Origin of the sequence: Aeromonas sp. R5-3, assembly GCF_040908225.1 — a bacterium.
GTDB classification, from domain to species: domain Bacteria; phylum Pseudomonadota; class Gammaproteobacteria; order Enterobacterales; family Aeromonadaceae; genus Aeromonas; species Aeromonas dhakensis.
Map to the genome: position 1 here is coordinate 263,408 of NZ_JBFODH010000019.1, position 25,927 is coordinate 289,334.

Consider the following 25,927-nt stretch of genomic DNA (forward strand, 5'->3'; position numbering starts at 1 on the left):
AGGAGGACTTTTATGGCTCACTACAGCCATGTTATCAGTACGCTTATCCGCACCGAAAAACAGGCGCTGACCCTGTCGCTGTTTGGTTGCATCACCTTTGCCATTTTCGGCATCGGCTATGGCCTCTTCGTCGGATCCAACGCCATCATGCTCGACGGCATCTTCACCCTGTTCAGCATGGGCATGACGGGGCTGGGGCTCATCACCGCCTACCTGGTCACCCGCCCCTCCGACGCCCGTTTTCAATACGGCTACGCCCACTTCGAACCCATCGCCAACGTCATCAACGGCACCATCATTCTGCTTCTCTGTCTGGCGGCGCTCTACAACGGCCTCACCACCCTGCTGGCGGGGGGACGGGAGATCGATCTCGGCCACGCCCTCATCTATGCCGTCGTCTCCACCTTCTTCTGCGGCATCATCTATCTGGTCGAGGCCAACGTGGCCGAGCGGGTCAACTCCGAGCTGGTGCGGGTGGATTCCAAGGAGTGGCTGGTGGACACCCTGCTCAGCACCACCCTGCTCATCGGCTTCGTGGTCGCCATCGGCCTCGATGCCATCGGCTACGGCCACTACAACCGCTACATAGACCCGCTGCTGGTCTCTCTCTTGGCCCTGTGCGCCACCCTCATCCCCATCAAGGTGCTCGGTCGCAACCTGCGGGAAGTGTTGAAGATCGCTCCCAAGGGGGACGTCTCCCGGCTGGTGGCAAACGAAGTCGAGGCCCTGCGCCTGCGCCATGGCGTCGAGTGCTACAGCCATCTGGCGAAAAGCGGCCGCCGCTTCGATCTCGAGCTCAATATCCTGGTAGCCCCGGGTCAGGAGTGGCCCATCGAGCGCCAGGATGCCCTGCGCCAGGAGCTCTGGTCCCGCCTCGGCGACACCCTGGGGGACGCCTGGTTGTCGGTCTGCTTCACCCGCGAAAAGCGCTGGCTGTAACCACCGCTTGAACTGCCGTTTGGGGGAGGCCAGCCGCCGCCTCCCCCTGTCATCACATCTTCATGGCTTCCCTCTTGCCAAAACGGCGCCAACCGCTATCATCAGGGCTCACTTTTAACCCGAGGTTTTATTGCCCATCATGGACAATCCCCGAAGTTGCCCTTCGTTTCTTCCCGTCAAAACCTATCTCTATCTGCTTAATCAGCGCCTCTGAATAACGTCATAGCCTTGCTGTCACTACGGCCGTCGTGCGCCGAGATCACTCTTTGCTCTGTCTGTTTTTATTGAGGTCACTACATGGAATTGCTGCTGGATCCCCACATCTGGATCGGTCTGTTTACCCTGATCGTTCTGGAAATCGTGCTCGGGATCGACAACCTGGTCTTCATCGCCATCCTGGTGAAAAAACTGCCCCCCGCCCAGCGGGACAAAGCCCGCATCATCGGCCTGTCGCTGGCCCTGCTGATGCGCCTGGGGCTCCTGAGCGTCATGTCCTGGCTGGTCACCCTGACCACCCCCATACTGCACATCTGGGATCACCCCTTCTCCGGGCGGGACCTGATCCTGATGGGGGGCGGCCTGTTCCTGCTGTTCAAGGCCACCTCCGAGCTGCACGAGCGGCTGGAGGCCAAGCCGCCCGAAGAGGGGCCGGTCGGCGTCTACGCCAGCTTTGGCGTGGTGATCACCCAGATCCTGGTGCTGGATGCCATCTTCTCGCTGGACTCCATCATCACCGCCGTCGGCATGGTGGAACAGCTCGGCGTCATGATGGCGGCCGTGACCATCGCCATGCTGGTGATGGTGCTCGCCTCCAAGCCGCTGACCCGCTTCGTCAACGCCCACCCCACAGTGGTGGTGCTCTGTCTGAGCTTCCTCTTGATGATCGGCTTTAGCCTAGTGGCGGAAGGCTTCGGCTTCCATATTCCGAAGGGTTACCTCTATGCGGCCATCGGCTTCTCGGTGCTGATCGAATTCTTCAACCAGCTCTCCCAGCGCAGTGCCGAGCGCCACGAGGCCAAGCTGCCCCTGCGCGAGCGCACCACCGCCGCCATCTTCAAGCTGATGGGCAGCAAGGCGTATCAGGACCGGCCGGACGACGATCTGGATGCCCCCGCCCCCGAGCCGGTGAGCTTTGGCGAGGAGGAGCGCTACATGGTGACCGGGGTGCTGTCGCTGGCCGATCGCTCCATCCGTACCATCATGACCCCGCGCTCCGAGATGGCCTGGATCGACGTCAACGACACCGATGACGAGATCCGCACCCTGCTGAAGCAGGAGCCCCACAGCCTGTTCCCGGTCTGTGACGGCGATCTGGACGAGGTGATCGGGGTGGTCAAGGCGCGCGACCTGCTGTTTGCCCTCAACGAGGGGCAGTCCCTGAGCGCACTGGCCAAACAGAACGACCCCATTATCGTGCCGCAGACCATCAACGTGATCAGGTTGCTGGCGGAGCTGCGCCAAGCCAAGGGCAGCCTCATCCTGGTGGCCGACGAGTTCGGCATCATCCAGGGGCTGGTGACCACCCACGACCTGCTGGAGGCCATCGTCGGCGAGCTGCCCGATGAAGATGAAACGCCGGACATGGTCCGCGACGGGGAAGGCTGGCTCATCAACGGCAGCACCAACATCCACCACGTGGAGCAGGTGCTGGAGCACGAAGGGCTGGTGAGCGAGAGCGACGAATACGTGACCCTCGCCGGCATGCTGCTCTCCCACTTCGGCACCCTGCCCGCCCCGGGCCAGCAGCTGCAACTGCAGCAGCTCTGCTTCGAGGTAGTCGAGGTGAGCGAGCGGCGCATCGAGCGGGTGCGCGTCATGCCGCTGGCGGCCTGACGCCATCTCGTCAACCCTGCTGCAAAAGGGGACCTTGCCGGTCCCCTTTTCTATTTATCCCCCCCTTTCTCCTCTCTCATGTCGCCATTGCTGTCATCAGCACAATTCTTTTCTGCAATTACCCCTCTTTTTCGCAAGGGATGCCGGCACTAGAGTGAGCCCATCATCACCATGAGGAATTCACCATGCACCACGATCACCTGTTCTGCCCCCTGCGCCTCGGCCAGCTGCACCTCAACAATCGCATCGTCATGCCCCCCATGACCCGCTCCCGCGCCAGCCAGCCCGGTGACGTGGCCAACGCCATGATGGCCACCTACTACGCCCAGCGCGCAGGGGCCGGTCTCATCATCAGCGAGGGCACCCAGATTGACCCCATGGGCAAGGGCTACGCCTGGACGCCGGGGATCCACAGCGCCGAACAGGTGGCCGGCTGGAAGCTGGTGACCGACGCCGTGCACGCCAAGGGCGGCACCATGTTCGCCCAGCTCTGGCACGTGGGCCGGGTCACTCACCCTGACAACCTCGGCGGTGCCCAGCCCATCTCCTCCTCCGCCATTCAGGCCAAAGGGGTCAAGGTGTTCGTCGACAACGGCAGCGACGCCCCCGGGTTTGTCGAGACCGTCACCCCGCGCGCCATGACCCAGGCCGACATCGACCAGGTGGTGGGGCAGTTTCGTCAGGCGGCCCGCAACGCCATGCTGGCCGGCTTTGACGGTATCGAGCTGCACGCCGCCAACGGCTACCTCATCAACCAGTTCCTCGACTCCGAGTCCAATACCCGCACCGATGGCTACGGCGGCTCGCTGGAGAACCGGCTGCGTTTCCTCAAGGAGGTGACCGAGGCGGTCTGCAGCGAGATCGGGGCCGACCGGGTCGGGGTGCGCCTCGCGCCGCTCACCACCTTGAACGGCACCGTGGATGCCAATCCGCAGGAGACCTACCTGGCCGCCGCCCGCCTGCTGGGCCGGCTCGACGTGGTCTACCTGCACGTTGCCGAAGCGGACTGGGACGACGCCCCGCTGATGGCAGAGAGCTTCAAGCAGGGGCTGCGCGATGCCTTCCCCAACACCCTCATCTACGCAGGCAAGTATGACGGCGAGCGCGCCCGGGCGGCGCTCGAGGCGGGCTGGGCCGACATGATAGGCTTCGGTCGCCCCTTCGTGGCCAACCCAGACCTGCCCGAGCGGCTGCGCCACGGCTATCCGCTGGCCCCTCACGATCCGGCCACCCTGTTCGGCGGTGGCGAGAAGGGCCTGACCGACTACCCGACCTATCAGGCGGCCGCCCAGCCCCACTCGGCCTAAATCAAACCCGCTCAGGCATAAAAAACGCGCCCACCATCACTGGTGGGCGCACCGTTTTTACTTTTCATGCGAGCCAACGCTCAGTAGAGGCTGACCCCGTAGCAGGCGGCGTAGCTTCTGATCTCCCGGGTCAGCCGCGCCTTGTCGGCCAGGCTCAGCCAGCTCGCCTCGACGGCATTGAGTGACAAACGGCAGAGCTGGTTCATGCTGGCCCCCAGCTCATGGGCCAGAGCGTGGAAGTTGGCGTTCATGTAGCCGCCGAAATAGGCGGGGTCGTCCGAGTTGATGGTGACGCACAGCCCTTGCTCCAGCAAATTCAGTACGTTGTGGTGGGCCATCTGGTCAAACACCTTGAGGCGGGTGTTGGAGAGGGGACAGACGGTGAGCGGCAGCCGGGTATCGGCCAGATAGCGCAGCAGCTCGGGATCGTCGACGCAGCGTACCCCGTGATCGATGCGCCGCACCTCCAGCTCCCGGATGGCCTGCCAGATGTAGTCCGCCGGCCCCTCCTCGCCGGCGTGGGCCACCACCGGCAACCCCAGCTCGCGGCAGCGGGCAAAGACCCGGGCAAACTTGCCGGGCGGATTGCCCAGCTCCCCCGAATCAAGGCCGATGCCGTGAATCCGCGACAGGAAGGGCTCTGCCTCTGCCAATGTGGCGAAGGCCTCCTCCTCGCTCAGGTGGCGCAAGAAGCTCATGATGAGCCGCCAGCTGATGCCAAACTCTTTCTCCCCTGCCTGCAGCGCCCGCTCGATGCCGCCCAGCACGGTGGCGAAGGGGATGCCGCGAGCGGTGTGGGTCTGGGGGTCAAAGAAGATCTCCACGTGCACCACCTTGTCGGCGGCGCAGCGCGCCAGATAGGCCCAGGTCAGATCGAAGAAGTCCTGCTCGTTGACCAGTACGCTGGCCCCCAGGTAGTAGAGATCGAGGAAGGATTGCAGGCAGTCGAACTCGTAGGCGGCGCGCACGCTGGCCACGTCTGGCCAGGGCAGGGCCACGCCGTTGCGCTGGCTCAGGGCAAACATCAGTTCCGGCTCGAGCGAGCCTTCGATATGGAGGTGCAGCTCCAGCTTGGGCAGACCGGCAATAAAGTTATCCATGATGACGGCTCCATCAGTGCACAGACAGCGGGACCCGCCAGTGGCAGAGCGGCTCCCTCCCCTGCAATTGATTGTGCACCTATCTCTGTTTATGGGGGAGACTTGTCATCAAACAGACTTATAATGGCGTCACAAAAACAACATAACTATTTGAAGATCTTGAGAGTTGGCGCAACTTTCCGCCGCCTCTTGCGCCTACACAAGGAGTCCCCATGAAGAAAAGCGTCATCTGCGACATCGACGGCGTCATCCTGCACAACAACGATCTGGTGCCGGGCGCCGACCGTTTCGTCCACCGCCTGCTGGAGCAGGGCAGCAAGCTGCTGTTTCTGACCAACTACCCGGCCCAGACCCAGAAAGATCTGCAAAACCGCTTCCGCTCCGCCGGCATCGAGGTGCCGGAGGAGTGCTTCTACACCTCCGCCATGGGTACCGCCGACTTTCTCAAGCGCCAGGATGGCAAGAAGGCCTATGTGATCGGCGAAGGGGCGCTGACCCACGAACTCTACAAGGCCGGCTTCACCATCACCGACATCGACCCCGACTTCGTGGTGGTGGGCGAGACCCGCAACTACAACTGGACCATGATGCAGCTGGGGGCCAAATTCGTCGATCAAGGGGCCCGCTTCATCGCCACCAACCCGGATACCCACGGCCCCATGATGCACCCGGCCTGTGGCGCCCTGTGCGCCCCCATCGAACGGATGACCGGCAAGAAGCCCTTCTACGTCGGCAAGCCGAGCGCCTGGATCATCCGCGCGGCGCTCAACCGGATGGAGGCCCACTCCGACGACACCATCATCATCGGCGACAACCTGCGCACCGACATTCTGGCGGGCTTCCAGGCCGGCCTCGAGACGGTGCTGGTGCTATCCGGGGTGAGCAAGGTGGCCGACATCGACCGCATGCCATTTCGGCCGAACCACATCTTTGACTCAGTAGTGGACATCGACATCGTCTGACCCGCTACCCAGGATAGAGAAGAGGGCAGGCCGGCCCTGCCCTCGCAGGAAACAACATGGAACCCATTCTTATCGCCGTGGCCTTCGGCTGCGGCATGCTGGTCAACCTCATCGGCCTGCCGCCTCTGCTGGGCTTTCTGGCCGCCGGCTTCATCCTCAACGCCATGGGCTATCACAACACCCCGGCCCTCAGCGAAGTGGCCGATCTCGGTGTCACCCTGCTGCTGTTCACCATCGGCCTCAAGCTCAACGTCAAGATCCTGATGCGGCGTGACGTCTGGGGCACCACCAGCCTGCACCTGCTGCTCTCCACCCTGCTGTTTACCGTGGTGCTGCTGGTGTGCAAGGGACTCGGCTTGGCACTGGCCATGTCGCTGGACTGGAAGCTGGCGCTGCTGCTGGGCTTCGCCCTCTCCTTCTCCAGTACCGTGTTTGCGGTCAAGGTGCTGGAGGAGCGCAGCGACATGAACGCCCTCTATGCCCGCCTCGCCATCGGCGTGCTGGTGATGCAGGATCTGTTCGCGGTGGCCTTCCTGGCGGTCTCCAGCGGCGAGTGGCCCAGCATCTGGGCACTCTGGATCCTGGGGCTGCCGCTGCTGCGCCCCTTGCTGCTGAAACTGCTGGAGCGGGCCGGCCACGGCGAGCTGCAGGTGCTGTTCGGGATCTTCCTGGCACTGGTGGTGGGGGCCGCCGGTTTCGAGGTGGTGGGGCTCAAACCGGATCTGGGGGCACTCATCATCGGCATGCTGATCGCCTCCCACCCCGCCTCCGCGGGGCTGGCCAAGTCGCTGTTCAACCTCAAAGACCTGTTTCTCATCTGCTTCTTTCTCACCATCGGCCTCAACGGCCTGCCGACCCACGACACCATGTTGCTGGCGCTGGCACTGGTGCTGGCCCTGCCGCTCAAGAGCGCACTCTACTACCTGGTCTACAGCGGCGCCCACCTGCGGGTGCGCACCGCCCTGCTCTCCACCCTGGCGCTCACCAACTTCTCGGAGTTCGGCCTCATCGTCGCGGCCATCGCCGCCAAGGCGGGCTGGATCTCCCACGAGTGGCTGGTCGCACTCTCTCTGGCGCTGGCGGCCAGCTTCATGATCTCGGCCCCCCTCAACGGCCAGAGCGAGCGAATTTACCATCGGCTCGGCAACTGGCTGCGCGGCATGCAGGCCACCACCCTGCACCCGGAGGACAGGCCCATCGAGCTCGGCGATGCCGAGGTGATCATCCTCGGCATGGGACGGATCGGCCAGGGCGCCTACTTCGAGCTGGAGAACAAGTACGGCACCGTGATCCTCGGTGTGGAGAACGACAGCGACAAGCTGCCCACCCTGCGCGCCCAGGGGATGAACGTCATCGAGGGTGACGCCACCGATACCGACTTCTGGGACAAGGTGCTGCTCTCCAACCAGGTCAACCTGGTGCTGCTGGCAATGCCTCACCACTCGGGCAACCTCTACGCCATCGAGAAGCTGCGCAGCCACGGCTTTGCCGGCAAGATTGCCGCCATCGTCCGCTTCGAGGACGACATCGCCTCCCTCAAGGAGCAAGGAGTGGATGCGGTGTTCAACGTCTACGACGAAGCGGGCAGCGGCTTCGCCCGCCACGTCATCAAGCGGCTGCAGCCACTCTGAAGGGCGGGAGCAGCCCCTTGGCAAGGAGGACGCTATCGTTTACGTTATGCGCAACCTCGTTTAATAAAACGAACAATCACGGGGCCAGGATGGCCCCGTTTTTTATCCCTTGCCAAGGAGGCAGCATGAAGACCCTCAACGACTGGATCCTGCTCGACCGCCACGAGGTGGCTCCCACCCCGCTGATGCCCGCCCCCGAGCGCCTGCGCGCCGGCAACCCGCGCCAGACGGTATGGAACCACTACTCAGATCCGAGCCAGCAGTTTCACGTCGGCTTCTGGAGCTGCGAGCCGGGCCGCTGGGCCATCCACTACACCGAGCATGAATACTGCCAGCTGCTGGAGGGCGAGGCGGTGATCCACGACGAGCAAGGCGGCAGGCTGCCCCTCAAGCCCGGCGATCAGTTCGTCATTCCCGCCGGCTTTGTCGGGGAGTGGGAGACCCTCACCCCCTGCCGCAAGCTCTATGTGATCTTCGAACCCACCAGCTGACGTTCACGTCAACCTCTTCTCTTTTTTCCGGCGACCGGACGGGTCGCCGCACTCCCCTACCTGCTTGACGCTTACGGCATGATTTTCTGCGGTTTTCCCGCTTGCAAAAGGTTTTTGCACTAGGCATTGTGATTGGCGAGGAATGTAAATGGAATTTCGAGCCCGAACGTGGGGGGCTCATATAAAAATCAAGAGGATTACCGCCAATGTGTTCTATTTTCGGCATTCTGGACATCAAATCCGATGCGGCCGCCCTGCGCAAATCGGCGCTGGAGATGTCCAAGCGATTGCGTCACCGCGGTCCTGACTGGTCCGGCGTCTACAGCTCCGACAAGGCCATTCTGGTGCACGAGCGCCTGGCCATCGTCGATCCGGGCAACGGCGCCCAGCCGCTCTACAACCCCGAGCGCACCCATGTGCTGGCCGTCAACGGCGAGATTTACAACCACAAGGAGCTGGAGAAGCACCTCAAGGTCGACTTCCAGTTCCAGACCCACTCCGACTGCGAGGTGCTGCTGGCCCTCTACAAGGAGAAGGGCCCCGCCTTTTTGGACGATCTCAACGGCATCTTCGCCTTCATCCTCTATGACGCCGAGCAGGACGCCTACCTCATCGGTCGTGACCACATGGGGATCATCCCCCTCTATACCGGGCGCGACGAGCACGGCAACTTCTACGTCGCCTCCGAGATGAAGGCGCTGGTACCGGTCTGCAAGAGCGTCGAAACCTTCCCGCCGGGACACTACCTGTGGAGCAAGGATGGCGAGCTTAAAACTTGGTACAAACGCGACTGGATGGAGTATGGCGCGGTCGAGCACAACGTCAGCGACAAGGCTGAGCTCAAAGCGGCCCTGGAAGCGGCGGTCAAGCGCCAGCTGATGTGCGACGTGCCCTACGGCGTGCTGCTCTCCGGCGGGCTGGATTCGTCCGTCATCTCCGCCATCACCAAGCTCTATGCCGCCCGTCGGGTGGAAGATGATGGCAAGAGCGAGGCCTGGTGGCCCCAGCTGCACTCCTTCGCCGTTGGCCTGGAAGGCTCGCCGGATCTCGCCGCCGCCCGCAAGGTCGCCGATCATTTGGGCACCATCCACCACCAGATCCACTTCACCGTGCAGGAGGGGCTGGATGCCCTGCGGGACGTCATCTATCACCTCGAGACCTATGACGTCACCACCATCCGCGCCTCTACGCCGATGTACCTGATGGCCCGCTACATCAAGGCGATGGGGATCAAGATGGTGCTCTCGGGCGAAGGCTCGGACGAGCTGTTCGGCGGCTACCTCTACTTCCACAAGGCGCCCAACGCCCGCGAGTTCCACGAAGAGAACGTGCGCAAGCTCGCCTCACTGCACCTCTATGACTGCCTGCGCGCCAACAAGTCCATGGCCGCCTGGGGGGTGGAAGGCCGCGTGCCCTTCCTCGACAAGGAGTTCATGGACGTGGCGATGCGCCTGCAGCCTGCCGACAAGATGTGCGGCAAGGGCAAGATCGAGAAGCACATCCTGCGCGAAGCGTTCGAGGATCTGCTGCCCCACGAAGTGGCGTGGCGCCAGAAAGAGCAGTTCTCCGACGGCGTAGGCTATTCGTGGATCGACAGCCTGAAAGCCATGGTGGAAAAAGAGGTGACGGATCAGATGTTCGAGGCGGCGGCCTTCCGCTTCCCCGTCAACACCCCGCTCACCAAGGAGGCGTACTACTACCGCGCCATCTTTGACGAGCACTTCCCGCTGGAGTCCGCCGCCCGCACCGTGCCCTATGGCAAGTCGGTCGCCTGCTCCACCCCGACCGCGCTGGAGTGGGATGCCAAGTTCAAGGAGATGGCCGACCCGTCCGGTCGCGCCGTGATGGATGTCCACCAGCAGGGTTACTGATCTGCCGACGACCTCCTTTAACCTCAATGCCAAGCCCCTCCTGCGAGGGGCTTTGTTTTTTCCCGCCGACCCATTCCCGCTTTTTGCATAACAAGAGCCCATCTCGCCCTTGGCGGCCGGGCTCGCTCGTGTCACATTGTTGCGGCTTGGAAGCAACCACAACAACACAAGGAGCACGTGATGAACCGACTGCTATTGCCGCTGGTGCTTGGCACCGCCCTGTTTCATGGCGAGGTGTACAGCGCCGACCACCTCTGGAGCCAGACTCTGCCCGATTACAGCCAGGGCTATGACGAGCAGCGTGATCCGGCCCGCGATCTCGCCGCCGCCACCGCCAAGGCCAGCGCCGAGGGCAAGAAAGTCCTACTGCTGGTGGGCGGCGAGTGGTGCAGCTGGTGCCAGGAGATGAACCACTTTCTGGACCAACAACCCGATCTTGCCAGTCAGCTCAACCGCACCTTCGTGGTGGTCAAGGTGAACGTCAGCAAGCAGAACAAGAACGAATCCTTCCTCAAAGATTATCCCGAGTACCTGGGGGTGCCCCACTTCTACGTGCTGGATGGCAAGGGCAAGCTGCTGGAATCCTTCAACACCGGGCTGCTGGAGAAGGGGGACAGCTACGACGGGGAGAAATTCGGCAAGTTCATCGCCTTCTTCCAGCCCAAGCCCACCCGTGGCTAGCGAGCCCCTGATATGAAAGCCCCGCACGGTCGGCTGACGGTGCGGGGCTCGATAATTGGAACCTGGCCGGAGGGCGCAGCCTCAGGGCTGGGCATCCGGCTGATTGGCGGGGGCGGCCTTGATAAAAGCCTGCAGCTGCTCGCAGTTGGCGACGATGCGGTTGATGGTGGGGAAATCGTCCCGCGTCATGTCATATATGTTGGGCTTTCAAAACAAAGCCCAACATATGTCTTTAATATCATTCACCCGGCTTATGCTTATGCGGCTTTAGTGCTGGATGTTCCTTTTGCTTTTCAGGTGTAACCCGTTGCCGCTTATCTGGTGTTCCGTCTTCATTTTTTCGTTTTGGTCCAGGCTTGATTCCCATCATTAACTCCTTCTAACAGTGGCTTACATGGAAAATAATGCTCAGGGCTGAGCATCCGGCTGATTGGCAGGGGCGGCCTTGATAAAGGCCTGCAACTGCTCGCAGTTGGCGACGATGCGGTTGATGGTGGGATAGTCTTCCAGCGACATGTCGTAGCGGCGGGCGTTGTAGACCTGGGGCACCAGCATGCAGTCAGCCAGGGTCACCTCGTTGCCGACGCAATAGATGCCGGCGGTGGTCATCAGCAGCTGCTCCAGCGCGCTGAAGGTTTCGTCAATCCAGTGGCGATACCAGACCGCTTCCTGCTCCTTGCCCGCCCTGAGATGCTCTCCCAGGTAATTGAGCACCCGCAGGTTGTTGAGGGGATGGATGTCGCAGGCGATCATGTTGACGATCTGGCGTACCCGGGCCCGCTCCTCGGGGGCGGACGGCATCAGCGGGTGAGCGGGATAGGTTTCGTCGAGGTACTCCATGATGGCCACCGACTGACCCACCTGCACCTCGCCATCCACCAGAAACGGCACCAGCCCCTGGGGATTGAGCCGGCGATAGGCCTTCTCGCGCTGCTCCCCCTGCCGCAGATTGACCGGATGCTGCTCGTAGTCGAGCCCCTTGAGCTGCATCACGATCCGCACCCGATAACTTGCCGATGAACGCCAATATCCAAACAACTGCAACATACTTTGTCCCTGTGTTGACAGGTGCATGGACACCTGCCGCTCACCCGTCGGCCTCGTGTCCATGCCGGCCCCTTCACTTCGTCTGACTGGCCTCTGCCGGCGTGACCCGCTGCAAAATGGTGCCAAACAGACTCATCCCGTTGCGATCCTGCATCGCGATGGACACTGTATCACCAAAGCGCAGAAAGGGTGTAGTGGCTTGACCTGACTCGATAATTTCCAGCATTCGCAGCTCGGCGAGGCAGGATGAGCCGCGGCTTCGGTCGTAGTTGGAGACGGTCCCCGAGCCGATGATGCAGCCCGCCCCGAGCGGCCGGGTCTTGGCGGCGTGGGCGATCAGCTCATAAAAGTTGAAGGTCATGTCCACCCCGGCATCGGGGGCGCCGAACAGGGCGCCATTGAGGTGGGTCTCGAGGGGCAGATGCACCTTGCCGTCGCGCCAGTCATCCCCCAGCTCGTCCGGGGTGATGGCCAGCGGCGAGAAGCTGCTGGAGGGCTTGGACTGGAAGAAGCCGAAGCCCTTGGCAAGCTCACCCGGGATGAGGTTGCGCAGGCTCACGTCGTTGACCAGCATCAGCAGCTTGACGTGGCCGGCGGCCGCCTGCGGGCTGGTGCCCATCGGCACGTCGTCGGTGATGACGGCGATCTCCGACTCGAAATCGATGCCCCACTCCTCCGACCCCATCGGGATGGTGCCACGCGGCGGCAGGAAGCTGTCCGAGCCTCCCTGGTACATCAGGGGATCGTGCCAGAAGCTCTCTGGCATCTCGGCGCCGCGCGCCTTGCGCACCAGCTCCACATGGTTGACGTAGGCGCTGCCGTCGGCCCACTGGTAGGCGCGCGGCAGCGGGGAGAGACAGGCCGTCTCGTCAAACGGGAAGGCGTCAGGGCAGGCGCCATCGTTGAGCTGCTGATAGACGGCGGTCAGCTTGGGCGCAAGCTCGGCCCACTCGTCGAGGGCCGCCTGCAGGGTGGCCGCAAGGTGTGGCACGCGCACCGCGCGGCTCAGATCGCGACTCACCACCACCAGGGCGCCGTCCCGTTTGCCATTGTTCAGGGTTGCCAGTTTCATAGGGATTCCTTTTATTTGCCGTTGGTGGCTGGTGTGAGTTCCGGGCGCAACCAGCTGGTGACGTAACGCGGGTTCTCCACCCCGTCACACAGGCTGCCGACGTTGAGCGCATCGCGGGTATCGAGCATCACCGCCACCTCGTCGGTGAACTTCTTGGCGTAGGCCTGACCCGCCGCAAACGCCTTGGGATGGGGACCGTGGGTAAATCCGGCGGGATGGAAGGTGACCATGCCCCGCTCTATGTTGTCCCGACTGAAGAAATCCCCGGCGTGGTAGAAGAGCACCTCGTCGTAGTCGTCGTTGCTGTGGTAGAAGGGCACCTTGAGGGCGCCGGGATCGCTCTCGATGGGGCGCGGCACGAAGGTGCAGACCACGAAGCGGCTCGCCACGAAGGTGGAGTGAGCCGAGGGCGGCAGGTGGTAGCGGTGGCTCATCAGCGGGCGGATGTCCCGCCAGTTGAGGCGCACCACGCACAAGTCCCCGTGCCACCCTTGCGCATCCAGCGGGTTGAACGGCCAGGTGATGACCGAGACCTGGTTGTGACGCTTGACCTGCAGCGACCAGGGATTTTCATCCTGCTGGGCCAGGAAGCGCTCGTTGATGGCCGGCACGTCCAGCGCCGCCGGGTCGAAGATGGCGTGATTGCCCACCAGCCCCTTGTCCGGCAGCTGGTAGCTGTCGTTGGTCGCCTCGATCATCAGGATGAACAGGGGCGCCGTCGGCTCGATGCGCCACATGGTGCCGCGGGGGATCACCAGGTAGTCGCCATCGCGCAGGGTCAAGTGACCGTAGTCGCAATAGAACTCGCCACTCCCCTCGTGGATGAACAGGAGCTCGTCGCCATCGGCGTTGCGCACCAGGAACGGCATGGGCTCATGCAGGCGCCAGATGCGGTAGCGGCAGTGGGGGTTGCTCAGAATATCCGGCATCACCCAGGGGGAGAGGGAACTCACCTCCTCGCCGAGGGAGTTGAGATCGAACAGGCGCGGGCGCAGCGGCCCTTCCCAGTTGATCCAGTCGGTGGGGGCATGCTTGTGGTGCATGTGAGTGGCCGGCCCGAAAAAGCCGGAGCGGCCCAGTTCACGCTCATAGATGGCCTGCTCGGGCAGGTCGGCATGAGCCTGGCGGGAGTGGGTCCCCTCCCGGTGGGGAAAGTTAATCCAGTTACGCATTGCCAACCTCCCTTGCCTGACCGACAACCTGCGCGTGGCGGCTTTCGTTACGCATCATTGAGCACCCCGCGGCGGATCTGATCCAGCTCGATGGATTCGAACAGTGCCTGGAAGTTGCCCTCGCCAAAGCCTTCGTTGCCCTTGCGCTGGATGATTTCGAAGAACACCGGGCCTATCACGGTGTCGGTGAAGATCTGCAGCAGGATGCCGTCCTTGGTGGGAGAGCCGTCGATGAGAATGCGCAGCTCTTTGAGCGCCGCCAGATCCTCCTGGTGCCCCTCGACCCGGCTGTCCACCTTCTCGTAGTAGGTGTCCGGGGTCGGCATAAAGCCGGTGCCACGGCCGCGCAGGGTACGGATGGTGTTGTAGATGTCGCTCGACGCCATGGCGATGTGCTGGATCCCCTCCCCCTTGTACTGACGCAGGTACTCTTCAATCTGGGACTTGTCGTCGGAGGATTCGTTGATGGGAATGCGAATTTTGCCGCAAGGGGCGGTCATGGCGCGGGAATGGAGCCCGGTCAGCTTGCCCTCGATGTCGAAGTAGCGGATTTCGCGAAAGTTGCCGATCCGCTCGTAGAAATTGGACCAGACATCCATGTTGCCGCGCTGCACGTTGTGGGTCAGGTGGTCAATCTCATACAGCCCTGCATCCACCTCGGCCATGCGCGCCTGCCAGTCGGGATAGAAGACGAAATCCACATCATAGATGGAGCCCTTGTCGCCGTAGCGGTCGACAAAAGAGAGGGTGCTCTCGCCGATGCCGTAGATGGCGGGGATGTTGAGCTCCATGGGGCCAATCTTGCCGACGAACGGCTTGGCGCCCTTGGCGATGGCATACTGCTGGGCCTTGCCGGCATCGCTCACCCGAAACGCCATGCCGCAGACACTCGGCCCGTGCAGGCTGGCAAACTGCTCGGCCTGGGAGTGAGGCTCGGCATTGACCACGAAGTTGATGTCCCCCTGGCGATAGAGCCAGCACTGCTTGTGCTTGTGCTTGGCCACCTCGGCAAAGCCCAGCGAGACGAACAGCGCCTTGAGGGCGGCAATGCCCTTGGCATCGGGCGCCGTGTACTCGACGAATTCGAAACCATCGGTACCGAGCGGGTTGATGGTGTGAGTACGGGCAGAAGAAGTGGTCGTCATGATGCGCTCCTTGCGATTGACTGATAACGAAACGGGTCACACCGGGGCGCTGCGGGCAGCTGCTACCGGCGTTGTTAACAACTTGTTTCATTAGAGGCAGGGGCGTAGCGGAAGAAAAGAGGCGGCGTTCAGATAGTTTGGCGGGGGGCGGCGCCAAAAGATGTAAATAGATTGTGACATTGAAGCCGCAGCCTTGTGGTCGCGCTCGGTGGCGACCCACAAGGCTGTCAGTTTTGCCTTACAGGGACCAGTATCTGGGCTCGATGCGGGGCAGTGACTGCCGCGCTCGTTGCAGCCGCGCCGGGGTGGGGTTGATGAGCCAGGCCGCCTGCCCCTCTGCCAGCAGTGGCAAGTCGTGCAGGCTGTCGCTCAGGGCCAGGGGGGCGCCGAGGGCCTGGATCCCGGGCAGGATCTTGTGGCGGCCGTGACAGTAAAAACGCGGCATCAGGCCGCCGAGACGATAGTGCATCCGCGAGCCCAGAATACGATGGGGCAGTTGGCCGGGCAGCTGCTGATGGAGCTGACCCCGCACCAGGGCGCGGGGGCTGGCGGAGAGCACCCAGCAGCGCTGCCCTTCGGCCAGCAGCAGGGCGCGCGCCTCACGAAACAGCCCAGGTCGGGTGCGGCAATAGGCCCGCACCAGGCGGCGCCACCCTAGCGGCGACAGCCCAAGGGTGATGGCCCACCAGATCAGCGAAATACCGCGCCTGCGCTGGCTTGGCAGCAGATAGACCAGCCCCCCCAACGCCATCACAGGCCACAGCAGTAGCGGCCAGATGCGGCGGCGCAGAATGAAGCGCAGCAAGCCGGCATGGCTGTCATCCGGTGCCAGGGTGTCGTCAAAATCCGCCAGGATCCAGCCGCTGGCGGGTAGATCCGGCACTGTCGCCCCCATCATTCGGCCAGCCCCGCAATGGCGGCGTGCAGCTCGGGCAGCACAAACAGCGCGCCTTCGTCGGGCGGACAGACAAAGTCGAACGCCTCCCCCGCCAGGGTGAAGGCGAGGCGCCAAGCGTGCAGATAGCCGCGATCGGCCGCCGTGCCGCCGTAGCGCTCATCCCCGAGGATGGGCGCCCCCACGCTCTTCAAGGCCACCCGGATCTGGTGGGTCTTGCCGGTTCTGGGCTTGATCCGGTAGAGCCGCAAGCCTTCGCGCACCGAGACCGAGTCGAACCAGCTGATGGCCGGGTTGTCCTGGCTGCGCACCAGCATCCAGCTGCCCCCCCGCCCCTTTTGCATGTCTCCCTTCACCCAGCCCTGCTTCTTCTTGGGCTTGCGATCGGAGAGGGCCAGATACTGCTTGCTCACCTCTCGCGCGGCAAAGGCCATGCTGAGGGCCCGGTTGGCCTCGGTGGTGCGGGCCAGCAGCACCAGCCCGGAGGTCATCTTGTCGAGCCGATGCACCGGATAGAGCAGCAGACCCGTGTCGGCCTTGACCCGGCTGACCAGGCCAGGATGGAGCAGACCGGACTCGTCGGTCTCGTCGTGCATGCCGAGCCCGGGTCCCTTGTTGATAACCATGAAATCTTTGTGCTGCGCTAGTATCCGGTACATCAATAACCCTTTAGAATGTTTTTAATTACAAGAAGATGACCCTGCGGGGTCGCACCCCATGAACACTCAGAACAAGACTCGCACGGATGAAGAGATGCTTGCTTTGGCTGCTGCTGATCGGTATCAGCCATGCTGTTCCCCTGCGGGCCAGCGAATCCCCCCTTGAGGCCCCGGAGCGGGTGGTGCTCCAGTTGCGCTGGCTGCACCAGCCCCAGTTCGTTGGCTATCACATGGCCAAGGCCAAGGGCTTCTATGCCAGTGCCGGGCTGGACGTCGAGATACGGCCCGGCGGCAAGGGCATCAGCCCGGTAGAAGAGGTGCTGAGCGGGCGAGCCGACTTCGGGGTCGGCAACACAGAGGTGCTGACCAGCTATGCCAACGGCAAGCCGCTGCTGGCGCTCGCCAGCGTCTATCAGCACTCGCCGTCCATCTTTCTGGCCCGCCGTGACAGCGGCATTCTCACCGTTGATGACATGCGTGGCAAACGGATCATGATGTTTTCGGCCCATCAGGACGCCGAACTGCTGGCCACCCTCTTCTATCAGGGGCTGAGCGAGCGTCAGCTCATCCCGCTGCCCACCTCGGTCAACATCGAGGATCTCATCGAGGGGCGGGTCGACATCTTCAACGCCTACCTCAGCAACGAGCCCTTCTATCTGGAGGAACGCGGCATCCCCGTCTCCGTCATCAATCCGCGCAACTACGGCATCGATTTCTACAGCGACATCCTGTTCACCACCCAGGCCCAGGAGCACGCCCATCCGGATCGGGTGGCCCGCTTTCGGGCCGCGAGCCTGGCCGGCTGGCGCTACGCCCTGGCCCACCCGCAGGAGGCCATCGCCCTGCTGCGCAAGGAGTATGGCGTCAACCGCAGTCAGGCCCACATGGAGTACGAGCTGCAGGTGAGCAAGGAGATGATCCAGCCGCTCTATGTGGAGATCGGGTATATGAATCCGGACCGCATGGCCCATATCATGCAGCAGCTGGTGGAGATCGGGTTGGTGCCAAAGCCGGTCTCCTTGAGCGACTTTCTCTATCAGGCCCCCTCCGAGCAGTGGATCTTCTGGCGCCCCTGGTTCCTGCTGAGCCTGGCAGCCAGCGTGCTGATCCTGCTGCTGGCCCTCTATCTATTGATGTGCAACCAGCGGCTCAACAGCGAAATTGCCCTGCGCCGTCAGCGGGAGGAGGAGATCTGGCAGCTGGCCCGCCGCGATCCGCTCACCAACCTGCCCAACAGGCTGAGCCTGATGGAGCGGCTCGATGCCCAGGTCAAGGGCCCGGCGCCAGGCTGCCTGCTGTTTTGCGATCTCAACGACTTCAAACAGGTCAACGACAACTTCGGCCACAGCCACGGCGACGCCCTCCTCTGCCAGCTGGCGGAGCGGATCAGCCGCAGCCTCGGGCCGCAGCACTTCTTCGCCAGGCTGGCCGGCGACGAGTTCGTGTTGCTGTTGCCGGGCCACGATCAGGCGCAGGCCGACGCCATCGCCGAGCAGATCAGGGCCACCATGCAACCGCCATTCGAGGTGGAGGGAGTCCCGCTGTCGGTCGGCATCAGCGTTGGCATCAGCCAGTACCAGCCGGGCTGGCGCCCAGAGCAGTGGTTGATCCAGGCCGACCGCGCCATGTACCACGACAAGGGAAACCCGCTGGGCCAGGCCGCGATCTGATCGACACGCCTGACAGCACAAGGCCACCCGTGGGTGGCCTTGTTGTTGTATGGATGTCAGCAGCGGCTAGCCGAAGGTCTGCCCCAGGGATTTGAGCTGTCTGGCCTTGGTCAGCAGGATCTCGCTCGACTCGTCCACGTCCTGCATCTTGTTGCTGTTGGCGTGGGAGTGCTGGGAGATGAGGTTGACGTTCTGGCTGATGTCCTCCACCACCGCCTGCTGCTGCTCCGCCGCCGCCGAGATCTGGGCCGAGAAGTCCATCACCAGCTCGATCTCCGCCAGCACCTGATGCAGGCTGTCCGACCCCATCCGGGTCATCTCCACGCAGGCCTGGGTCTGTTGCAGGTTGTTCTGCATCATCCCTTTCCAGCCGTTCAGGGTGCGCTGGATCTGGCCGATGCTGCCCTGGATCTGTTCGGTGGCCTTGTGGGTGCGGGTAGACAAGGTGCGCACCTCGTCCGCCACCACCGCAAAGCCGCGCCCCTGCTCGCCAGCCCGCGCCGCCTCGATGGCGGCATTGAGCGCCAGCAGGTTGGTCTGATCGGCGATGCCCTGGATTTCCCCCATCAGCACCCCGATGCGATCCGACTCGCTGGCCAGCGCCACCGCCGAGGCAAAGGCGTGCTCCGCCTCCTTCGCCAGATCGGTGATCTTGTGCTCGGTCTCGATCAACTGCTGATCCGTGTGCTGGCAGTGGGCCTTGGCCTCTGCAATCTGGCTGTTGGTGTCCTGGATGTTGCGGGCGATCTCCTGCGCCGTGCTCGCCATCTCGGTGATGGCGGTCGCCATCTGCTGGGTCTGGGCATCCTGCTCGGCAATGTCCGAGCTCGCCTCGCTGGAGGCGCTCTTCAGATGTACCGCCAGATCCTGCAGCGAGTGCGTGGCGTCGTCCACCCGGCCGAGCACGGTGCGGATGCGGGCCTGCAGCAGCTTGATGTGAAAGTCGGCGATGGCGCTCGGCTCCTGCCCCGAGTAGATGAGCCGGGTCAGGCTGTCATACTCGCCGGCCAGCTGTTGCAGATAGCGGGGAGTGGTGATGAGCTCGTGGCGATAGAGGATCCCCAGCAAGATCAGCGGCAGCGCCATGTAAAGAGCGGCCCAGCCGCCCAGTTCTACTGTGCCGAGCCAACCCAGTGCCAGCAGCCCGGCCACCGCCACCCCGTGACGCAGCCGCGCCAACGAGAGCCTGGGCCTGCCACCGCCCTGCTCCGCCGCCCGCAGCCGCGCATAGGTGCGAGCGGCGATCTGCTTCATCTGCGGATCGGCGCGGCAGCGCACCGACTGGTAGCCGCTGATCTTGCCCTGCTCGAAGATGGGGGTGACATAGGCATCTACCCAGTAGTAGCGACCATCCTGGCAGCGATTCTTCACCATGCCGCGCCATGGCTGGCCCTGCTTGAGCTTGCCCCACAGGTCGGCAAATGCCGCCTTGGGCATGTCGGGGTGGCGCACCATGTTGTGGTGCTGCCCCACCAGCTCGGCCCGGCTGTAACCGGCAACCCGGCAGAAATTGTCATTGGCGTAGGTGATCACGCCCCGCAGATCCGTGGTGGACACCAGCTGTTCATCGGCGGTGAAATCCACTTCCTGATCAACTAGATGAGCTCTTTGTTCGCGCATGCAGCCCCCTCTACTGTTTTATTGCTCAGTAGAGTGTTGGGAAGCAATCCACGCCTGTAAAGGCGAAATCAAAAAGAAACAGGCCGGCTGCGCACAATCCGGCCTGATAGGGAATGAACTTTGATTTACATCAAGTTTTTTGCCCGCGCGCACACTTACTGCAGGTTGAGATGGCTGGCGATGGCCTTGAACAGTACAGGGTAGTCATCCTCGAAATGGTGGGCACCTGGCAGGGTCACAGTAGTCACGTTGGGCTGCTGCAGGTGGGGGCAGAGCCGCACTGGCGAGTCGTCATCCGCCCCCTGCAGGCAGAGCATCGGCAGGGAGTGAATGGCGTTGACCTCGGGCTGGGTGGGATAACTGCCCGCCTTGTCACGGGTCACCATGTCGCTGACGTGGATCTCGAAGTCGGAGGCGGTCGAGGGGGAGAGCATCACGGCCCCGATCAGGCTCTTGCGGTAGGGTTCGGGCAGCCGGTTGATGACGAAGGGCACGATCTCCGCCCCGAAGGAGAAGCCCACCAGCAGCCAGCGCTGGCGCCCCCAGCGGGACTGGTAATCGTCCAGGATCCGCACCAGATCGGCGGTGACCTGCTCTGGATCCTTCTTCTTCCAGTAGTAGGTGAGCGAGCTCCAGCCCACCACCGGCATGCCGTGCTGCTGCAGCTGGGCGCTGAGCCCCTTGTCCAGCGCCGCCCAGCCGCCGTCACCGCTCAGAAACACCACCATGGGGGCATTCGAGGCTTGCGCCACCGGCAGCTCCACCAGCCCGAGATCTTCTTTCACCGGCGCGGCCGAGAGCGAGAAGGCGCAGCACGCCAGCAGCAATAACAGGATCCTCATGAACGACTCCTACTTTTTGATGAGCCCGAACGGGCCTCGGCTGATCAGGGAGATCAGGTTGGTCAGCACCCGCGGCAGCACCAGCTTGCTGGCGCAGAGCAGGTAGCGCGGCTCCCAGTCCGGCGAGAACTTCTCCTTGTAGCGCCTGAGCCCCTGAAAATTGTAGAAACGGCTGCCCCGGGTGAAGATGGTGTTGCCAAGCTTGGTCCAGTAGCCGCTCAGGGGGTGATCGTTGAAGCCGGACATGGGGGCCATGCCGAGATTGAAGCTGGCGTAACCCTCGCCCTTGCCCCACAGCAGCAGCTCGACGAACAGGAAATCCATGATGGGGGCCGTGCCCGTGTCCAGGCTGTAGCGCATCAGATCGATGGAGAGGCTCGCCTTGTTGTCGCTGACCCAGAGGTTGGCAAAGCCGACGATCTGCCCCTCGTGCCACACCAGGGCGGCCGGACTCAAGCTGAGGTAGGCCGGCTCGAAACTGCCCACCGAGAAGCCCTTCTCCTTGCCCTGCTTGCTCTGCAGCCAGGTGTCCGACACCTCCTTGAGGCGGGGTAGCAGCGCAGGCACGCACTCCGGCGCCACCACCTCGAACGACAACCCCTCCCGCTTGCCCTTGGCATGGCTCTGGCGCAGGTTGCGCAGCCGGCTGCCGGCCAGCTCGAAGGCTGCCAGATCGACGATGGCCTCCTCCCCCAGCTTGAACGGGATCAGCCCCAGCTCCAGATAGAGCGGCAGGTAGCGGGCCGACACCTGGTAGAACACCGGGCTGGCATCGTGCTGATCGCACAGCTCGCGAAACTGCCAGAGCAGCTCCTCGATAAGCTCAGGCTGACCGATGGGATCCCCCATCACGATCCAGCCATTGCCCTCGACGCCGTACATCAGAAACGCCTCGCCGCCGGGATGAAACAGCAGCGACTTGTCGCCAAGCTGGGCCAGGTAACCGTGACCGCCCCCCTCGCGCAGCACCAGGGCATGGGCGCGGGCCAGCTCGTCCGGCTCCGGCTTGCGCCCGGAGACCCGCAGCGGCGCCAGCAGCTGGGCTACTCCCACCACCGCCAGTACCGCCACCACGCTGCCCATGGCCCGCAGCCCGCGGGAGGCGGCGCCATGGGGCGAGAAGTGGAACCAGAGGGCGTGGTCATACTCCACCTGGCGATAGGAGAAGAGCAGCAGCCAGAGCGCCCCCAGCAGCACGGCCCCCACCGAGATGAGCCAGCCCGGGGTGAACTGGGCGTGCAGCAGGGAGCCCTTGCGATAGAACAGCGAGCGGCAGGGGGTGATGATGAGCAGGAACAGCCCGAGCAGCAGGGCCGACTCCCAGTCAAACCCCTTGAGCAGGGAGAAGAGCATCCCCAACCCCAGCAGCAGCTGGGTGATGCGAAACGCGGCATCGTGGCGCCGGTAGAGGCTGCGGGCCAGCAGGATCAGCAGCACGCCGCTGACGCTGCCCAGCACATGGGAGAGCTCCAGCAGGTGCAACGGCAATACCTGCAGGAACATCTCGATGCGCCCGCGCATGGTGGGGATCATCCCGGAGCAGAGCAGCAGGCTGCCCGCCGCGAACGCTCCCAGGCTGATCAGCGCCGGCAAGAACTCGCGCACCGCGCTCATGATGCCCTGCAACCGGCTCCAGCGCGCCTTCTGCTGCAACAGCTCCTGGCTGGTGAACAGCAGCAGGGCGCACAGGAAAGGCAGCACATAGTAGATGCAGCGATAGAGCAGCAAGGAGGCCAGGAGCTTGTCCACCGGCAGGTACTTGGCCAGCAGCAGGCTCATGCTCGCCTCGAACACCCCGATCCCGCCGGGCACATGGGCCAGTACCCCGAGGAAGCTGGCCAGCACGAAGGCACTGAGCAGCACCGGATAGGAGACGCTGTCCGCCGGCAGCAGCACATAGAGCACGGCGGCGGCGGCCATCCAGTCCAGCAGTGCCACCAGCAGTTGCAGCAACCGGGTTCTGAATACCGGCAGCACCAGCTCGTGGCCGCGCCAGACCAGCACGGGCTTTGGCCAGAACAGGTAGCCAAGCACCGCCAAGAGTGCCAGCCCCCCCGCCAGGTTGAGCAGCTGATCGGCCCACAGCGGCCAGTCCGGCAACAGGGTGGTGGCCTGCCCCACCAGCAGGGCGGAGCCCCCCCAGGCCAGCAGGCCGAGAAAGAAGGTCACCGAGCAGAAGAGGATGATCCTGGCCACCTCCCCGGTGTTGAGCCCGAGGGCCGAGTAGATGCGATAGCGCACCGATGAGCCGGTCAGCAGGGCGAAACCCAGGGTATTGGAGAAGGTATAGGCGATAAACGAGGTGACCCCCACCTGCTGCCAGGGCAGCCGCTTGCCAAGGGCGTGCACCGCCAGCATGTCGTAGCAGCAGAGGCAGCCATAGCTGAGCAGGGTCAGCAGCAGGGCACCGCCCAGCAGCGGCAGCGGCAAAGACCAGATGGCCAGCCGGATGTCGTGCCAGTGCCAGAGGTGGGTCAAACGATAGAGGACGACCAGCGCCGCCCCCAACAACAACAAGCTACATAACGGGCCTAACCAGATAAACAGATGACGCCGCATTGCCAATCCCTACCGACGCGGCTGATGGCTGCCTGCGTCATGTTGCTGAACATTGCACCGAGGCGGGCAGTGCCCCTGGCACGTACTCGCCCCTTGCTCTTTGATTGCTGTGTGATGCGCCATGACGGGCGAGCGGGAAGATGAACGTGACGGCCTGTTCCTCCGGCAAACCAGCGCGCCCCAGCATGGCATCCCACTTTATATCGACTCTTTTGCAAAAGACGAGTCTCGCCGTGAAAATAAATTACTCAGCCCTGGCCGGATTAATTCCCCGGCGACACAGACCCACATCCCGCCATCGCTCTGAACAATTAACAAGCAGAAATATCATACACCAGATAAAGGGATCCGCCCGCCCCATCTGGTCGGTGCGGCAAGTCGCTCAAAGAATCATCATACTGGCGCGCCAAAATAAAAATGGGGAGCCTGGCTCCCCTTTATCTCGCTATGGCGTTATTGCACGCTGCGACACTGGCTGAAGATATCCAGCGGCTGTTCATACACGGCCGTATTCACATCCCAGATCCCCAACATGGAGGAAAACAGGTTGTCGTGAGAATAACGGGTATTGGCCGCCTTCTGCTGCAAACAGTCGAGGTTCATCCCCTTCTCTTTGGCAAAACCCGATGACATCCACACCTGCATGGGGACCCGGGTCTGATCATCCGGCGCAAATTTATAAGGGGTGCCGTGCAGATAAAGTCCCAATGCCCCCAGTGACTCACCGTGGTCGGAAATATAGACCAGCGCCGTATTGTATTTGTCCTCGTACTTTTTCAGGCGCTCGATCATGCTGGCAATCACATAGTCGGTGTAGCGAATGGTGTTGTCGTAGGTATTTTCCAGCTCCTGATCGGTGCAGTTCTCGATGTCGCTGAGCTGGCAATCCGGCAGGAAGTGGCGGTGCGAGCCCGGATAACGCTTGTAATAGGTCGGGCCATGGCTGCCGATGAGGTGGAAGCCCACCAGCTTGTCCCCCTTCATGCTCGCCAGTTCGTCATCCAGCCCCTCCAGCACCACCTCGTCATAGCAGGTGTTCTTGTCGCAGAACTTGGGGTGATCCTTGGGGTTGACCACCATGTTGGGCACCCGATCGCAGACCCCCTTGCAGCCACCGTCGTTCTCCTTCCAGAAGATGGAGACGCCGCTCTTTTGCAGCACGTCCAGCAGCCCTTCGCTGTTGCGGGCCTGGTTGCCGTCGAACTGGTTGCGCCCCATGTTGGAGAACATGCAGGACACCGAGACCGCGGTCGCCGTGCCGCAGGAACGCACGTCGTTGAAGGAGATGATCCCCGCCTGCTTGCTGGTGAAGGGGTTGGTCTCCTTGTGATAGCCGTTCATGGAGAAGTTCTTGCCGCGCGCCGTCTCCCCCACTACCAGGAACATCATGGTCGGCTTGTCCGCACCGGCCACCCGTCTGGCGTCGTCGCCCAGGCGCTGGAACGGCACCGGCTCTGTCAGATAGCGTTTTTGCAGATACCTGGCGGTACTGTACATGTAGTTGGCCGGCACTATCTCCCGGTTCAGGGTCTGGTTGTTGCGCCCGACCGAGGCGTAGTCCTGGTAGTAGGCCGCGGCGATGAGCCCCAGTACCACGAGGGAGGCCAGCATGGAAAGCCCGCGCTGCAGCAGCCCCTGATACCACTTGGCCGGATACTCTATCTTGACGAAGAACAGCAGCACCGCCGGCAGTACCCCGGCCAGCAATACCCAGATCACGATGGGCACGCTCAGATAGGAGTGCGCCTCGCTCTGGTTGGTCTCAAAGATGTTCTGGATCATGTCGCCATCAAACAACACCTTGTATTTCATCATGGTGTAGCTGGCAATGGCCCCCGTGATAAACAGAAAGGCAAAGAAAGGCTTGATGAAATAACGTACAGAAAATGGCATAAAAACAAAGTTCAATGCCGCAACCAGCACGATGGGAATAGAGATGGCAAACCCGATTTTAAAATGTTCAAGCTGCGTCAATATTTCATAAAAATGCAGCAATACTGGCCAGTTGAGCAAGAAGGCAAAGATGAATGCCAGCAAAAACACAAATGGAACAATTCTTATTCTAAGAAAAGAAGGCATGTATATCTCCCTGTTACACTTCTTTATTACACCTTGAAATACCCGCTCCGGAGTCGACACGCCGATATTTGGCGCCGGATAGTAACAGTGTGTTGAAAACGCCAAATACAATATTTTCAGACATTTTCAATAATGTGATGCCTATCAACAATCACAACAAACCGACAGCCTAACCGGCAAAACTTAAGGAAGAATTAAGCAATCCGTGTTATGTGGTCGCTCAAAAAAACGGCTCGCTGTCATATTGAATGACAACGCCCTCCCATCGGTACGTTGTTACCACCATTTTTCAGGTCCCTCTCCCGCGCTTAAGTTTCGCTTAAGAGTGCTCGGCGACGCTGTCTCCTGACGA

21 protein-coding genes and 1 pseudogene are annotated in these 25,927 nt (G+C 62.4%); 9 read left to right on the top strand and 13 right to left on the bottom strand.

Features of this window, described 5'->3' with window-relative positions; translation table 11 throughout:
* The first annotated feature begins 12 nt into the window (after positions 1–12).
* The 3 genes from AB5Y95_RS10850 (at position 13) to AB5Y95_RS10860 (ending at position 4,079) form a co-directional block, all read left to right on the top strand.
* Positions 13–939, top strand: a complete 927-nt coding sequence (locus AB5Y95_RS10850) for a cation diffusion facilitator family transporter (RefSeq protein ID WP_010633622.1) — start codon at positions 13–15, stop codon at positions 937–939.
* A gap of 297 nt (positions 940–1,236) precedes the next feature.
* Positions 1,237–2,772 (top strand): TerC family protein, encoded by a 1,536-nt coding sequence (locus AB5Y95_RS10855; RefSeq protein ID WP_368160983.1) that lies wholly within the window; start codon positions 1,237–1,239, stop codon positions 2,770–2,772.
* A 185-nt stretch (positions 2,773–2,957) separates the two neighbouring features.
* The gene (locus AB5Y95_RS10860; RefSeq protein WP_279484176.1) at positions 2,958–4,079 is read left to right on the top strand and encodes an alkene reductase; all 1,122 of its coding nucleotides are present in this window, start codon (positions 2,958–2,960) and stop codon (positions 4,077–4,079) included.
* 80 nt (positions 4,080–4,159) lie between these two features.
* On the opposite strand, the gene AB5Y95_RS10865 is transcribed toward AB5Y95_RS10860, so the two are convergent.
* Positions 4,160–5,179 carry an adenosine deaminase gene (locus tag AB5Y95_RS10865; RefSeq protein ID WP_337077012.1) on the bottom strand — a complete coding sequence of 340 codons (1,020 nt, stop codon included), beginning with the start codon at positions 5,177–5,179 and terminating at the stop codon, positions 4,160–4,162.
* A 212-nt stretch (positions 5,180–5,391) separates the two neighbouring features.
* On the opposite strand from AB5Y95_RS10865, the gene AB5Y95_RS10870 reads away from it, so the two are divergent.
* From AB5Y95_RS10870 to AB5Y95_RS10890, 5 genes are all read left to right on the top strand, one after another.
* Entirely contained in the window at positions 5,392–6,141 is a 750-nt protein-coding gene (locus AB5Y95_RS10870; RefSeq protein ID WP_005302324.1) for an HAD-IIA family hydrolase, read from the top strand.
* A 56-nt stretch (positions 6,142–6,197) separates the two neighbouring features.
* Positions 6,198–7,772: a cation:proton antiporter family protein gene (locus AB5Y95_RS10875; RefSeq protein WP_005302326.1), complete on the top strand. Its 1,575-nt coding sequence runs from the start codon at positions 6,198–6,200 to the stop codon at positions 7,770–7,772.
* Between the two features lie 125 nt (positions 7,773–7,897).
* On the top strand, positions 7,898–8,263 hold the full coding sequence (locus AB5Y95_RS10880; protein WP_215269248.1) for a cupin domain-containing protein: 366 nt from the start codon (positions 7,898–7,900) through the stop codon (positions 8,261–8,263).
* Between the two features lie 206 nt (positions 8,264–8,469).
* Positions 8,470–10,134 carry an asparagine synthase B gene (asnB, locus tag AB5Y95_RS10885; protein ID WP_215269249.1) on the top strand — a complete coding sequence of 555 codons (1,665 nt, stop codon included), beginning with the start codon at positions 8,470–8,472 and terminating at the stop codon, positions 10,132–10,134.
* Between the two features lie 180 nt (positions 10,135–10,314).
* Positions 10,315–10,815, top strand: coding sequence for a thioredoxin family protein (locus AB5Y95_RS10890; RefSeq protein WP_211029979.1), 501 nt, complete (start codon positions 10,315–10,317; stop codon positions 10,813–10,815).
* A gap of 81 nt (positions 10,816–10,896) precedes the next feature.
* Here AB5Y95_RS10890 and AB5Y95_RS10895 read toward each other — a convergent pair.
* From AB5Y95_RS10895 to AB5Y95_RS10930, 8 genes and pseudogenes are all read right to left on the bottom strand, one after another.
* Positions 10,897–11,010: pseudogene (locus AB5Y95_RS10895) on the bottom strand (maleylacetoacetate isomerase); the annotation flags it as partial.
* Positions 11,011–11,053: 43 nt separating this feature from the next.
* The gene (locus tag AB5Y95_RS10900) at positions 11,054–11,182 is read right to left on the bottom strand and encodes a hypothetical protein (RefSeq protein ID WP_256124795.1); all 129 of its coding nucleotides are present in this window, start codon (positions 11,180–11,182) and stop codon (positions 11,054–11,056) included.
* Positions 11,183–11,223: 41 nt separating this feature from the next.
* Positions 11,224–11,862, bottom strand: coding sequence for a maleylacetoacetate isomerase (gene maiA / locus AB5Y95_RS10905; RefSeq protein WP_215269250.1), 639 nt, complete (start codon positions 11,860–11,862; stop codon positions 11,224–11,226).
* A 73-nt stretch (positions 11,863–11,935) separates the two neighbouring features.
* Positions 11,936–12,934, bottom strand: a complete 999-nt coding sequence (locus tag AB5Y95_RS10910) for a fumarylacetoacetate hydrolase family protein (RefSeq protein WP_215269251.1) — start codon at positions 12,932–12,934, stop codon at positions 11,936–11,938.
* Positions 12,935–12,945: 11 nt separating this feature from the next.
* The gene (locus AB5Y95_RS10915) at positions 12,946–14,106 is read right to left on the bottom strand and encodes a homogentisate 1,2-dioxygenase (protein WP_215269252.1); all 1,161 of its coding nucleotides are present in this window, start codon (positions 14,104–14,106) and stop codon (positions 12,946–12,948) included.
* Between the two features lie 47 nt (positions 14,107–14,153).
* Positions 14,154–15,251 (bottom strand): 4-hydroxyphenylpyruvate dioxygenase, encoded by a 1,098-nt coding sequence (gene hppD, locus AB5Y95_RS10920; protein ID WP_368160987.1) that lies wholly within the window; start codon positions 15,249–15,251, stop codon positions 14,154–14,156.
* Positions 15,252–15,489: 238 nt separating this feature from the next.
* Positions 15,490–16,149 (bottom strand): HAD family hydrolase, encoded by a 660-nt coding sequence (locus tag AB5Y95_RS10925; RefSeq protein ID WP_215269254.1) that lies wholly within the window; start codon positions 16,147–16,149, stop codon positions 15,490–15,492.
* A complete protein-coding gene (locus tag AB5Y95_RS10930) occupies positions 16,146–16,805 on the bottom strand; it encodes a TIGR01621 family pseudouridine synthase (protein ID WP_215269255.1) in 660 nt (219 codons plus the stop codon). The genes AB5Y95_RS10925 and AB5Y95_RS10930 overlap by 4 nt, the downstream gene beginning before the upstream one ends.
* 86 nt (positions 16,806–16,891) lie before the next feature.
* Here AB5Y95_RS10930 and AB5Y95_RS10935 point away from each other — a divergent pair, with 86 nt between their 5' ends.
* A complete protein-coding gene (locus AB5Y95_RS10935; RefSeq protein ID WP_368160989.1) occupies positions 16,892–18,475 on the top strand; it encodes an ABC transporter substrate-binding protein in 1,584 nt (527 codons plus the stop codon).
* A 66-nt stretch (positions 18,476–18,541) separates the two neighbouring features.
* Here the strand turns inward: AB5Y95_RS10935 and AB5Y95_RS10940 are convergent, their stop codons facing one another.
* From AB5Y95_RS10940 to AB5Y95_RS10955, 4 genes are all read right to left on the bottom strand, one after another.
* Entirely contained in the window at positions 18,542–20,095 is a 1,554-nt protein-coding gene (locus tag AB5Y95_RS10940) for a PAS domain-containing methyl-accepting chemotaxis protein (RefSeq protein WP_368160991.1), read from the bottom strand.
* A gap of 155 nt (positions 20,096–20,250) precedes the next feature.
* Positions 20,251–20,937, bottom strand: coding sequence for an AcvB/VirJ family lysyl-phosphatidylglycerol hydrolase (locus AB5Y95_RS10945; protein WP_368160993.1), 687 nt, complete (start codon positions 20,935–20,937; stop codon positions 20,251–20,253).
* A gap of 9 nt (positions 20,938–20,946) precedes the next feature.
* Positions 20,947–23,496, bottom strand: coding sequence for a bifunctional lysylphosphatidylglycerol flippase/synthetase MprF (gene mprF, locus AB5Y95_RS10950; protein ID WP_043169856.1), 2,550 nt, complete (start codon positions 23,494–23,496; stop codon positions 20,947–20,949).
* A gap of 453 nt (positions 23,497–23,949) precedes the next feature.
* Entirely contained in the window at positions 23,950–25,575 is a 1,626-nt protein-coding gene (locus AB5Y95_RS10955; protein WP_368160995.1) for an MCR-3-related phosphoethanolamine--lipid A transferase, read from the bottom strand.
* Positions 25,576–25,927: the final 352 nt, after the last annotated feature.